The organism is Ureibacillus sp. FSL K6-3587, assembly GCF_038593165.1.
GTDB classification, from domain to species: Bacteria; Bacillota; Bacilli; order Bacillales_A; family Planococcaceae; genus Ureibacillus; species Ureibacillus suwonensis.
In genome coordinates this window covers 2,619,576-2,632,071 of sequence record NZ_CP151969.1, presented here as the reverse complement: position 1 = coordinate 2,632,071, position 12,496 = coordinate 2,619,576, and the positions used below count along the sequence as shown (strand labels likewise).

Here is a 12,496-nt window from a genome sequence, read left to right as displayed (position 1 = left end):
TATCAAATAATGATAATAAATTATCACTATTTGATTATTTGATTAATAGATTATCAATTCCCACAAACGTTGTCAATATATTTTTAAAATTAAGAAAATAATAAAAAATGTATTATTTTAACTACCAATGATGGTTGAACGAACAAATCAAAAACAGAGTGTATAAAAGAAAACCAAAGTTCCTTTATACACTCAGTAATGGATTTTTAGAAGGCATTATCAACATCAAAAATCATATATAGGATTTTAACCAAGTAAATGTCGCTAAAAAAAACATCAAAACAAAGAACCGATAATGATACATATTGAGGGCAACCCGAGGCAAACTAATTTCACGGAGGTGTAAAAAATGAGCAACAGGGAAAAGAAAAATTTAAGCGGAAACTTTAGCGACGAACAAGCGGTAAGAAAAAATTTATCAAGGGAATTTGATCATGAATTGGCCAATGAACCTTTGACGCCGGAAGAAAGATATAACAATAAGAAAACGAAGAAGCGTCAGTGAGCCATAGACTATTGACATGATCCATAACTGAAATGAGCAGATAGGATTATTTTCAATATTCTGCATGAATGACTTTCCCTAAAACAAAGAGGCTGGGACATAACTAATAAAATGAACGAGCTGCAAAAAGGTTTTTTTGTAAAAAATCGATATCACAGAAAATTGATTGAAGTGACGGGGCGAGTTTCTGTCGCGCACGCTTAGTCGCAAAGCAAAAGCTTTCCTGCGACGAGCCCTCTCGAGACCCCGCATGAGCGAAGGTGTGAGCTCCGATGAGGCTCGAGCCGGGCCCGCGGAAAGCGTCCCCGGAACGGAAATCAATTTTCTTCAATTATTAATCGAGTAGGAGGGAGCGATTAACTCCCGTCCTCTCACACCACCGTACGTACGGTTCCGTATACGGCGGTTCAATTAAGATAATTGACGCAAGTTTTTATAACTTCCGTGAATAGCTGTTCTCTTTATGCCAGTGGTCACTCCACCCTCCAAGAGGTCCCCCACGGGATTCACCGCTTCCTTCCTCAAGTGAGGTACTACGTTTTCTGTGTTCATCATGACTCACTGAATGCCAAGGGCTATTCTCTCTTCATTGTTCGGTCCTTCTTAGTAGTTCTAAACCAACTAATACTATGACCTCTGCTGACTTCTGACGGTTCAGCTACTGATCACTAAATAGGTTATGAAGCGTACTTCACCTATCCGCCAGACCTCCCCGGGTAAGTACATGCACTTTCACACCATCTATCCGCCTCATCTACTCGATATGACCTTCGACAGAAAGAGCTTTGTTTTGTTTTGCAAACTCACTCAATCATACCTAGCCTTATATGAGGTTCGTGTTCCTCGGACCGGTGTTTTGCCTCCAGCTTCCTTCAGATTCCGCGTCACCACGGACACCCTTCGTTGAGCTAACCTCTACTTCTGTCTTCGGGGTTCGGGACTTACACCCTATAGTTCATGTACATGCCGGGCGCACAAAAAACACCATTTTCTCACGGGAGAAAATGGTGTTTTTTATCTTTTGTCCCAGCCTCTTTGATTGCTATAACAATTTGGTTTTACTTCATTTTTTTCAGCCAAGTTCATTAAAATGGCTTGCGATTACAAATCATAGTGAAAACATTTCTTCGACTTTCTTGAATTGCGCGTTGTGCAGGTTGGCAAAGACGCCGTTTAAAGCCAAGAGCTCCTCATACGTTCCCTGTTCTTCAATGCCGTTGTCCGTTACAACGAATATTTTATCCGCATTGCGAATCGTTGCGAGGCGATGGGCAATGACCAATGTGGTACGGTTTTTGGACAGCTCGTTCAACGATTTTTGAATCATCATTTCCGTTTCCGTATCGAGCGCAGAAGTGGCCTCATCCAAAATCAGGATGGGCGGATTTTTCAAAAACATCCGCGCAATGGCAAGACGCTGCTTTTGTCCACCCGACAATTTCAAGCCGCGCTCGCCGATTTGCGTGTCATACCCGTCCGGAAGCGATTCAATGAATTCCTTCAAATGGGCCTTTTCTGCAGCCGCTTTGATCTCCTCAAAGCTTGCCCCCAATCGGCCATATTCGATATTTTCCCGGATTGTTCCGGTAAACAGAAACACATCCTGCTGCACAATGCCGATTTGTTCCCGCAATGATTTTTGCGTCATGTCCCGCACATCGATTCCGTCAATGGTAATCGCCCCTCCATTTACGTCATAGAAGCGGGGAATCAGTGAACAAATCGTAGTCTTCCCTGCTCCTGATGGGCCGACAAAGGCGATGGTCTGCCCTGCCTTAATATCAAAGGAAACATTGCTCAATACGGGTTTTGTCTCATCATATTGGAAGGATACCTTCTTAAATGAAATATTCCCTTCCAAATGAGGGACGGCAATGGCATTTTCCCGGTCCCTGATTTCAGGTTCCTGCATGAGCAATTCCCGGAAACGTTTGAAGCCCGCCATTCCTTTTGGATAAAGTTCCAACAGCGCACTGATTTTATCCACCGGTTTGATTAATACGTTTGTGTATAAGACGAAACTTACCAATTCACCGTAGGATAATGTGCCGTTGTAGCTTAACCAGGCGCCGACCACCAAAATGACCAATGTGAGCAGCCGCGTCATAAAGTAAATGCTGGAGTGGGTTCCGGCCATGACTTTATAGGCATAAAGTTTCGCTGAACGGAAAAAGCTGTTTTGCTTACGGAAGCGCTTCATTTCGAATTCTTCATTTGTAAATGCCTTCACCACACGGATGCCTGAAACGCTGTCTTCCACTCTGGCATTGACATCGGCAATTTTGCTGTACATTTCTTTCCATGCGTTGTTCATTTTCGTGTTGCAGTATGTAACGAGCCAAATCAAAAACGGCATGAAGATCAGCGCAATCAACGCCAACGTCGGATTGATCTGGAACATGATCACAAAGGCGCCGATGAAAGTCATGATGGCAATGAAGAAATCTTCAGGCCCGTGGTGGGCAAATTCCCCGATGTCAAACAAATCGTTCGTGATGCGGCTCATGATGTGGCCGGTTTTTGTATTGTCAAAAAACTTGAAGCTTTGTTTTTGGATATGATTGAACAAATCCCGGCGCATGTCGGTTTCGATATTGATCCCCAGTTTATGCCCCAAATAGTTGACCACAAAGTTCATGAAGGTGCTCAAAAGATATACAAGGAGCAAAAGTGCGCTCACCTGCACGATTTTTCCCCAGTCGCCTTCAGGCAATAAGATATCGATGAACCACTGCACCGCAATCGGGAAAAACAAATCTAAAACGGCGACCAATACGGCACATGAAAAGTCGATGATAAACAATCGTTTATGGGGTTTATAATAGGAAAAAAATTGCTTTAACATCCGCTTTTCCTTTCTATGTCATAGTCATACCTTGAATTATACAAAAAATCGCCACAAATTGATAATATTTTTCATTTGGAACAAAGATCTCAAAAAAAAGCAGAAGAATTGAATCTCCTGCCTACCATAAATTGTTCTAAAAAATATGCATTGAATGGATTTCCCCTTTTATATTTGATTCACTTGAAACCGCATCAACCATTTATATCCATTATATATTCACGAGCAATATAAGCGAACGCCTTTTGTATGATCGTCAACGCCCTTTCATCAATATCAAAGTTGCCGTGATGATGGGGAAATTGGGTTTCTTTTCGTTCATTTCTTGCCCCTACTTTAAAGTAAGTCCCCGGTCTTTCCAACAGGAAATAAGCAAAATCCTCGGCACCCATGGAAGCTTTCAGGTCCACAACGGCATCCATCCCAAGTCCGCTTATCAATGAATGTTTCACCTTTTCAGTTTGCTTTTCGTCATTGTAAAGGGCCGGATAGCCATGCAAGTACTCGATTTCATATTGAATTTGATGGGCTAAAGAAATGCCCTTTGTAATTTGTTCAATCCGTTCCTCCACATAACTGCGCACGGTTGCATCATATGTTCGGACAGTGCCTTCCAAATATGCCCTTTCCGCAATCACATTGAAAGCTGTTCCTGAATGGAATCTGCCCACTGTTACCACGGCGGGTTGCAATGGATCGACATTGCGGCTCACTATTTTTTGTAGACTTCCCACCAATTCCGCACCGGCCACCAATGCATCATTGGCTTCATTTGGACGTCCTCCATGGCCACCAAGACCTTTCAGATGGATTTTAAATTGATCCACGGCAGCCATTTTGTATCCTGAGCCTATGGCAACCTTGCCGACATCCAATGAAGAATCCAAATGGGCGGCAAATACATAATCAACATCCTCCAATATATTTTGAGCAATCATGTCTTTCGCACCGCCTGGCGGTTTTTCCTCTGCATGTTGGAAAACAAAAAGAATGTTGCCTTTTAAAAGATGTTTGTACTTCAAAATGTTTTTGGCAAAGCCCAAAAGAGCCGCTGTATGGCCGTCATGTCCGCAAGCATGGGAGACCCCTTCAATTTTGGAAGCATAACTTACAGATTTTAAGTCTTGGATCGGCAATGCATCAAAATCTGCCCGGAAGGCAATGGTTTTTCCAGGCTCTGCCCCCTCGATTTTGGCGATTACCCCGGTACCCCCGACATTTCTATGAACGGTCAAACCGAATTCCTCCAACTTTTCCGCAATAAATTTGCTCGTCTCATATTCTTCAAATGACAACTCCGGATGTTGGTGCAAGTGGCGGCGCCATTCGACTGTTTCACTGTAGGATTCTTCTATATCATGAATTAATTGTTTAAAATCGCTTTTCAATCCCATCACCCCTATTAAACTATTCCTATTAGAAAACTAAAATTTATATATGGAGTATATTCCCTAAATCCGGAAAATACAAACCCTTTTATAGAAATACTTTCTTAAGGATGATTTTCCTTCAAAACTGACTTGAAATCATGCATAAAAATCCTTCGCAAATGAGAATTATTCATTTTCACCTTTCATATTTACTTTAATATATTAAAATCTATCAGTTTGGCCCCATCATGTTTTTCTATAAAATAAATTTATGAGTTTCTTGAAAGGATGGTACGTATGGTCGCAATATTGGAAGGAACACTGCTTTACAAGGCGGATGAAAATACCGTTCAAAACAGTGAAATCAGCCGCTACAAACGGTGGCTGAAAGAAAATTACGGGCTTCAATTTGATTCCCATCAAGCATTATGGGAATGGTCCACAACCGAAACAGAAGCTTTTTGGAAATCCATTTGGGAATATGGGAACATTGTCCACAGCAAACCTTACGATTCCATTTTGACAGGCGATCAAATGCCTTATTACAAATGGTTTCGAAATGCCCATTTGAACTATACGGAACAAGTTTTTCGACATAAGGAACTGCCGGGTCCGGCCATCATTTATAAATCCGAAAACCAACCAGCCCGATCCATCTCCTGGAATCAGCTTTACGAAGATGTGGCAGCTCTGGCGGACTATATGAAAAAAATCGGAATCCAAAAAGGCGATCGGGTCGTTGCCTATTCTCCAAACATCCCTGAAACGGTTGTCAGCTTTTTGGCTTGTGCTAGCATCGGGGCCATCTGGTCGGTGGCATCGCCGGATTTTGGTCTAAACAGCGTCGTTGACCGTTTTAAACAAATTGAACCGAAGCTCCTCATCGCCGTGAATGGTTATCAATATAACGGAAAGGTATATGACAAGCTGGATACCATCCATCATTTATTGGATGAAATCCCATCCATCGAACATTCCATCATCATCCACCATGTCGGGGAACAACCTGAACTCAAGTCCCCAAAAACCGTTCATTGGATGGATGCAGTGAAAGAGAAATCTTCTGAACTGGAATATGAACAAGTGGAATTCAACCATCCTCTTTGGATTTTATATTCTTCCGGGACGACAGGATTGCCGAAACCGATCGTCCATTCCCATGGCGGCATTATAATCGAGCATATCAAAACCCTGCAAATCGAAGCGGATTTAGGGAAAGAGGATCGTTTCTTCTGGTTTACGACAACCGGCTGGATGATGTGGAACATGCTCGTCAGCGGATTGATTGTGGGCAGCACCATTGTTTTATATGATGGCAGCCCAAGCTATCCGGATCTCTCCGCCTTGTGGGCGTTTGCGGAAGAAGCGGGAATCACCGTATTTGGGACAAGCGCTCCATTTATCGATGTTTGCATCAAACATAACTTTAAACCAAACAGCCATTTTAAGTTCCCAAAATTGCGCGCCGTTTTATCAACCGCTTCGCCATTATCAGCCAACAGCTTCAAATGGGTTTATGAATCTGTTAAAGATGACATCTTGCTTGTTTCCATCAGCGGAGGAACCGACGTTTGCACCGGATTCGTCGGAGGAAATATCACGCTGCCGGTAAGGGCAGGCATCATTCCTTCCCGCTCATTGGGGGCCAAAGTGGAAAGCTACGATGAGGAAGGCAATCCGATCATCGGTTCTGTGGGGGAACTGGTTGTGACAAAGCCGATGCCATCCATGCCGATCTATTTTTGGGGGGATGAGGACTACAGCCGTTATTTGGACAGTTACTTCAGCACCTATCCAAAGGTTTGGAGACATGGGGACTGGATTCAAATCAATGAAGACGGAAGCTGCATCATTTTTGGCCGTTCGGATGCAACTATCAACCGCTCCGGTGTACGGATGGGGACAAGCGAGATTTATAAAATTGTAGAATCCTTCCCGGAAATTTTGGACAGTTTGGTTGTGGATCTGGAGTATAGAGATCGTCCTTCCTGCCTGGCCTTATTTATTGTTTTGCAAGATCCGGCTCAATTCAACGATGCATTTGCACAAAAAATCAAGGATGCCATTCGGCAAAACTTATCACCCCGGTTTGTTCCGGATCAAATCCATGTCGTCGAGGAAGTGCCAAAGACTTTGAATGGAAAGAAATTAGAAGTGCCAATCCGCAAAATTCTGCTTGGCATGCCGGTCGGAAAAGCCATTAATCCGGGTGCAATGGCCAACCCGAAATCGTTGGATTATTTCATTGAATTAAGCAAATCGTTTAACGCCATTTAAGCAAATTCAGGCACTATCCATTGGTGGTAGTGCCTAAATACTTTATCTGCAAAACTTTACAAATGTAAAAAAACTTATTGCTGTATTCGACCATGTGATCGTTATTCAATCAAACTGTCTTGACACTTTCACCCCAAAAAACAAAATGATAAATTAAAAAAACTTCCAATAAGATGGTTTGCCATCTTATTTGGAAGTTTTTTACTACACTATTTCTTACGAAGTTTTACTTTTCACCGTTCCATGAGTCAAGTTGTTCAATCGATCTGCCAATCCTAAACCGTGTTCAGGTTTTTCTTCACTGTCATTGATCACTCTTTCCAACAATGTTTGGCTCCATTCGTATGCATAAGAGCCGTGTTCGGAATAATCGAGACCTGCGATTTCATCTTGGCTTGATACACGGATTGGGAGAATGAAGTTGATTACGACCGTCACTACACTGACAATTAACATTGTATAGATAATGACTGCTAAAACACCAATTGCCTGAATGCCCAATTGAGAAGCGCCTGCTCCGTAGAAAAGTCCGCTGGAAGTCGAGAATAAACCGATTGCAAGTGTTCCCCAAATACCGCAAATACCATGGACCGCAATTGCACCTACCGGATCATCCACTCGAACTTTTGTATCCAAGAAACGGACACCTTCTACCAATAAAATCCCTGAGACGAATCCGACAATAATGGATCCAAGTATGGAGATATCCGCCGCACCTGCCGTGATCCCAACCAAACCGCCCAAAACACCGTTTAATGAAATGGAAGGATCAATTTTTCCGAATCGGATTTTTGTATAAAGGGCAGATGTAACAAAAGCGGCTGAAGTCGAAAGTAATGTTGTTGCAATCACGTGTGGAACCAAAGTTGTATCTGCCGCAAGGGTGCTGGCACCGTTAAAACCGAACCAACCTAACCAAAGTACGAATACACCCAGTGCTCCCAATGGAATGTTGTGGCCTGGAATCACATTGACTTTTTTGCCTGTATATTTTCCGATACGTGGTCCAAGGAAAATGACAACGGTCAATGCCGCAATCGCACCAGTCAAATGCACCACTGTTGAACCGGCGAAATCTGTAAAGCCAAGTTGAGCAAGCCATCCATCACCTGACCAGATCCAATGGCCGATGACCGGGTAAACGATGACGCTCATTGCAACAGCAATCAAGATATAGCTTGAGATTCTGATCCGTTCAGCAACCGCTCCCGAAATGATTGTGATGGAAGTTGCTGCAAACATTGCCTGGAAGACGAAAAAGTCGATATCTTCCCTTCCGGATAATAAAAATCCATTTGTTCCAATGATGCCGTTCGCCGAATCGCCAAACATGAAACCAAATCCGACAAAATAGTATAAAATGGAAACAATACTGATTGTTATGAAGTTTTTCATGATGATGTTCAATGAGTTTTTCGCTCTCGTAAAGCCGGTTTCAACCAACGTAAAACCTGCATGCATGAAGAATACCAACACTGCACCTAACATGACCCAAACGAGATTGATGGACAATTCCAATGATTCGACAGTTGGCGCTTGCGCATAAGCTGGCAATGCAGCGAACAATAATAACGGCGAAATAGATAATACTTTTTTCTTCATCTCAACTCGACTCCTCTCATCTTATATAATGGCTTCTTTTCCATGTTCACCTGTACGGATGCGGATCGCTTCTTCAACAGGGATAATAAAGATTTTTCCATCACCTACCGATCCGGTATTGCAAGTTCTTTGAATCACTTCCACAACTTCTTCCACTTTCTCATCGTCGATGACCAATTCAATTTTCAACTTTGGAAGAACTCTTATTTCAAAGGTAGTACCCCGGAATAAGCCTTCCACTCCCTTTTGTTTGCCGGAACCGGCAGCTTCCGTTACGGTCATGCCGCCGATTCCAATGGAAAACAAGTTATCCCTTAATTCTTTGAACACTTCTGGACGGGTAATCACTTCAACTTTTTTCATAAATCGTCCCCCTTAATATAGAGTGATATAACGTTCACGTTCCCATGGATGCACATTGATTCTGAATTCATCCCACTCGATCCGTTTTGCTTCAATGAAGTGGGTTGTAATATGTTCGCCAAGTGCCGCTTTGATGACTTCGTTTTGTTCCAATGCATTGATCGCTTCTTCCAAGTTGGATGGAAGGCTTTTGATGTTCAAGTCATCCAATTGTTGTTCATCCATTGTGTAAATGTTGGAGTTTACCGGATCGCAAAGAGTCAATTTGTTTTTGATGCCATCCAAACCTGCTGCGAGCATTACAGCTAATGCAAGATATGGGTTTGCGGATGGATCCGGGTTTCTCAATTCAATACGGGTACTTAATCCACGGCTTGCCGGAACACGTACAAGAGGGCTTCGGTTTTTGCCGGACCATGCAATATAACATGGTGCTTCATAACCTGGAACTAGACGTTTGTATGAGTTCACTGTTGGATTCGTAATCGCTGCGAAACTGTAAGCATGTTTCAAAATTCCTGCCAAATATTGTTTCGCTGTTTCACTTAAACCAAGTTCATCGTTTTCATCGTAGAAGGCATTTTCTTTTCCGCGGAATAGAGATTGGTGGCAGTGCATTCCTGAACCGTTTACTCCGTAGAGAGGTTTTGGCATGAATGTGGCATGTAATCCATGTTTTCTCGCGATGTTTTTCACGACTAATTTGAATGTTTGAATTTGGTCAGCCGCTTCTACTGCATTGGCATATTTGAAATCAATTTCATGCTGACCAGGGGCAACTTCGTGATGGGAGGCTTCGATTTCAAATCCCATTTCTTCCAATGTTAGCACGATGTCGCGTCGGCAGTTTTCACCAAGATCCGTTGGCGCCAAATCGAAATAACCGCCTTGGTCGTTCAATTCCATTGTCGGATTGCCGTTCGCATCTGTTTTAAATAGGAAGAATTCCGGTTCCGGACCTACGTTCATTGCTGTAAATCCAAGTTCGTTCGCTTCTTTTAGCACTTTTTTCAGAACGCTTCGAGGATCGCCAGGGAATGGATTGCCGTCCGGTAAATATACGTCACAAATCAAACGGGCAACTTTCCCATGTTCAGTTTCCCAAGGGAAGATGAGCCATGTGTTTAAATCAGGATACAGATACATATCGGATTCTTCGATTCTTACAAATCCTTCGATGGAAGAACCGTCAAACATGATTTTGTTATCCAAAGCTTTAGGCAATTGGCTTAAAGGAACTTCAACGTTTTTAATGATTCCGAATAAATCCGTGAATTGTAAACGGATATAGCGTACGTTTTCCTGTTCTGCCATTTTTAAAATGTCTTCTTTTGTATAATTTTTGCTCATGAATAATTCCTCCTCATATTTAAAATCCAAATTTATTGACCAGACGCTTTTGGCATCTTTTCTTTGATGAAATCTTCCAATTTGATTTCACCATGGCAGATGTACTCTGCTCTTCCTTTCATCCAAACATGGTTATTTTCGTCCCAACGAATCTCTAAATCACCTCCCGGCAGGTGGACAGTAATAATTTGGTTCTTCTCAATTTTTTTATTTAATGTGGCTGCGACAACCGCTGCACAAGCACCTGTACCGCAAGCCATTGTGATGCCTGATCCTCTTTCCCAAACCCGATAGTCGAGTTCATTCGGTTTCTTCACTGTTACAATTCCTACATTCACCCTCTCCGGGAAGATGTCGGAATGTTCGATGATTGGACCTATTTTTTCAAGGGGCACATCATGGACATTATCCACAAACATGATGGCGTGGGGGTTGCCCATTGAAACGCAAGTCAGATGATAGAGTTCTCCGCCGATGGTGAACGGTTCATCGATGGTCACCGTCATGGGTTCACCAATCATTGGAACCATTCCTTTCAGCAATTTTGGTTCACCCATATCAACCGTGACAAATTCCACTTCTTTTTTCTTTTCGGATATATGAACTTCTACAATTCCGCCGAGGGTTTCAATTGTAAAACTCTCGGAATCCACAAATTGATGATCATATAAATATTTCGCTACACATCTTAATCCGTTGCCGCAATTTTTCCCTTCCGATCCGTCCGCGTTGAAAATTCGCATCCGGAAGTCGGCAACTTTGGAATCGCAGATAAGGATCATTCCATCAGAACCAATGCCAAATCTCACATTGGAAAGATTTCTTGCCAATGTTGGAAGGAATTCTTCTTGTAATGAGTGTTCCAAAAGATTGATAAAAATATAGTTGTTTCCTAACCCATGCATTTTTGTAAATAGCATTACATCACCTTCTTTTAAAAATGAACTTTTCCCCTTTCAGGCGCCTTTCAATTTCCTTCATCACTTGCAACTCTTCTTCTTCTGAATCAGCTTCAAAGGTGACGGAAAATCTGATGAAACTTCCCGCATCATCCCACGGAACGGTTGAAATGAGATGTTCCCGGATAAGGTATTGTGAAAATTCCTCCGCTGTTTGGAATGTTGGCCCTCCTGCCACCCCGATTGGAGCTTCGGCATATAAGTAAAAGGAGCCTTTCGGTTTTTCCACTTCAAAACCGCATCCTTGAAGGATTTGCACCAGCAATTCATGGCGGCGGGAATATTTTTTCGCCGTTTCCTCCGTTATTTCCGGATGGGATAACGCAAAACTTGCGGCCTTTTGAATAGGGATGAATTGACCGGAATCGCTGTTATCTTTTACCGTTTGGAATGCTTTGATCAATTTCGGATTTCCGGCAATAAACCCTATTCTCCAACCGGTCATATTGAAAGACTTGGATAATGAATGAAGCTCTACGCCGACTTCTTTTGCTCCAGGTACGGATAAAAAGCTAAGCGGTTTTTCGCCGTCAAACATCAATGCGGCATAAGCTGCGTCGTGGACAACAATGATTTGATGGGTTCTGGCAAATTCGACAACTTCTTCGAAAAACTCTTTGGTTGCCACTGCGCCAGTAGGGTTGTTTGGATAATTTAAATAGAGCAGTTTGGCTTTTTTCAGCACTTCCGGATCGATTTGATCCAGTTGGGGTAAAAATCCATTTTCTTTTAATAGCGGAAGATGGACAACTTCTCCACCGAAATATTTCGTATAAGTGGCGAGCACCGGATAACAAGGTGATGGCATCAATGTAATATCTCCGGGATTGATGAAAGCAGCGGGCAGCAAGCTCAAGCCTGTTTTTGAACCGATGACGTGGTTGATTTCCGTCTCCGGATCCAGGTCCGGAACACCAAACACTTCCTCCATATAGCGGGCAGCCGCTTCTTTAAATTCCTGGATTCCGTTATCTGAATAAAACCGGTTTTCAGGTTTTGCCGCCTCCTCATAAAGCTTGTCAACGACCCTCTTGTCTGCCATTGCATCCGGCTCGCCAACGCCCAAATCAATCAATGGCACGTCAGGCTTTTCTTTCACCGCCAATCTTTTGGCTCTTTTAATTTTTTCGAATTTGAATATTTCTTCCTTTAGACCGAAAGAGGGACCTCCAATTCGATCTGCAAATAACTGTTGGATATAATCAACTGCTTGCACCGTATCCCT

Annotated in this window: 10 protein-coding genes; 2 read left to right on the top strand and 8 right to left on the bottom strand. The window is 42.7% G+C overall.

Annotation, left to right across the window (positions count from 1 at the left end; translation table 11 throughout):
• The first annotated feature begins 349 nt into the window (after nucleotides 1-349).
• On the top strand, nucleotides 350-505 hold the full coding sequence (sspO, locus tag NSS77_RS13045; RefSeq protein WP_342469132.1) for a small acid-soluble spore protein O: 156 nt from the start codon (nucleotides 350-352) through the stop codon (nucleotides 503-505).
• Between the two features lie 411 nt (nucleotides 506-916).
• Here the strand turns inward: sspO and NSS77_RS13040 are convergent, their stop codons facing one another.
• The 3 genes from NSS77_RS13040 to NSS77_RS13030 form a co-directional block, all read right to left on the bottom strand.
• Nucleotides 917-1,060, bottom strand: coding sequence for a hypothetical protein (locus NSS77_RS13040; protein WP_342469131.1), 144 nt, complete (start codon nucleotides 1,058-1,060; stop codon nucleotides 917-919).
• 553 nt (nucleotides 1,061-1,613) lie between these two features.
• The gene (locus NSS77_RS13035; RefSeq protein ID WP_342469130.1) at nucleotides 1,614-3,350 is read right to left on the bottom strand and encodes an ABC transporter ATP-binding protein; all 1,737 of its coding nucleotides are present in this window, start codon (nucleotides 3,348-3,350) and stop codon (nucleotides 1,614-1,616) included.
• A 194-nt stretch (nucleotides 3,351-3,544) separates the two neighbouring features.
• Nucleotides 3,545-4,738, bottom strand: a complete 1,194-nt coding sequence (locus tag NSS77_RS13030) for an amidohydrolase (RefSeq protein WP_342469129.1) — start codon at nucleotides 4,736-4,738, stop codon at nucleotides 3,545-3,547.
• Between the two features lie 279 nt (nucleotides 4,739-5,017).
• Between NSS77_RS13030 and NSS77_RS13025 the strand changes: the two genes are divergently transcribed.
• On the top strand, nucleotides 5,018-6,997 hold the full coding sequence (locus tag NSS77_RS13025; protein ID WP_342469128.1) for an acetoacetate--CoA ligase: 1,980 nt from the start codon (nucleotides 5,018-5,020) through the stop codon (nucleotides 6,995-6,997).
• Nucleotides 6,998-7,213: 216 nt separating this feature from the next.
• On the opposite strand, the gene NSS77_RS13020 is transcribed toward NSS77_RS13025, so the two are convergent.
• From NSS77_RS13020 to NSS77_RS13000, 5 genes are read right to left on the bottom strand one after another with little or no spacing between them, the layout of a single operon-like run.
• Nucleotides 7,214-8,599 (bottom strand): ammonium transporter, encoded by a 1,386-nt coding sequence (locus tag NSS77_RS13020; RefSeq protein WP_342469127.1) that lies wholly within the window; start codon nucleotides 8,597-8,599, stop codon nucleotides 7,214-7,216.
• Nucleotides 8,600-8,620: 21 nt separating this feature from the next.
• Nucleotides 8,621-8,962: a P-II family nitrogen regulator gene (locus NSS77_RS13015; RefSeq protein WP_342469126.1), complete on the bottom strand. Its 342-nt coding sequence runs from the start codon at nucleotides 8,960-8,962 to the stop codon at nucleotides 8,621-8,623.
• A 12-nt stretch (nucleotides 8,963-8,974) separates the two neighbouring features.
• On the bottom strand, nucleotides 8,975-10,312 hold the full coding sequence (gene glnA, locus NSS77_RS13010) for a type I glutamate--ammonia ligase (RefSeq protein WP_342469125.1): 1,338 nt from the start codon (nucleotides 10,310-10,312) through the stop codon (nucleotides 8,975-8,977).
• 32 nt (nucleotides 10,313-10,344) lie between these two features.
• Nucleotides 10,345-11,232: a diaminopimelate epimerase gene (dapF, locus tag NSS77_RS13005; RefSeq protein WP_342469124.1), complete on the bottom strand. Its 888-nt coding sequence runs from the start codon at nucleotides 11,230-11,232 to the stop codon at nucleotides 10,345-10,347.
• A 4-nt stretch (nucleotides 11,233-11,236) separates the two neighbouring features.
• On the bottom strand, nucleotides 11,237-12,487 hold the full coding sequence (locus NSS77_RS13000; RefSeq protein WP_342469123.1) for an LL-diaminopimelate aminotransferase: 1,251 nt from the start codon (nucleotides 12,485-12,487) through the stop codon (nucleotides 11,237-11,239).
• Between the last annotated feature and the right edge of the window lie 9 nt (nucleotides 12,488-12,496).

What these genes read in the sequence shown, in the direction of transcription:
- sspO (WP_342469132.1), top strand. Translation starts at nt 350, where the DNA reads ATGAGCAACAGGGAAAAGAAAAATTTAAGCGGAAACTTTAGCGACGAA.
- NSS77_RS13040 (WP_342469131.1), bottom strand. Translation starts at nt 1,060, where the DNA reads ATGATGAACACAGAAAACGTAGTACCTCACTTGAGGAAGGAAGCGGTG.
- NSS77_RS13035 (WP_342469130.1), bottom strand. Translation starts at nt 3,350, where the DNA reads ATGTTAAAGCAATTTTTTTCCTATTATAAACCCCATAAACGATTGTTT.
- NSS77_RS13025 (WP_342469128.1), top strand. Translation starts at nt 5,018, where the DNA reads ATGGTCGCAATATTGGAAGGAACACTGCTTTACAAGGCGGATGAAAAT.
- NSS77_RS13020 (WP_342469127.1), bottom strand. Translation starts at nt 8,599, where the DNA reads ATGAAGAAAAAAGTATTATCTATTTCGCCGTTATTATTGTTCGCTGCA.
- NSS77_RS13015 (WP_342469126.1), bottom strand. Translation starts at nt 8,962, where the DNA reads ATGAAAAAAGTTGAAGTGATTACCCGTCCAGAAGTGTTCAAAGAATTA.
- glnA (WP_342469125.1), bottom strand. Translation starts at nt 10,312, where the DNA reads ATGAGCAAAAATTATACAAAAGAAGACATTTTAAAAATGGCAGAACAG.
- dapF (WP_342469124.1), bottom strand. Translation starts at nt 11,232, where the DNA reads ATGCTATTTACAAAAATGCATGGGTTAGGAAACAACTATATTTTTATC.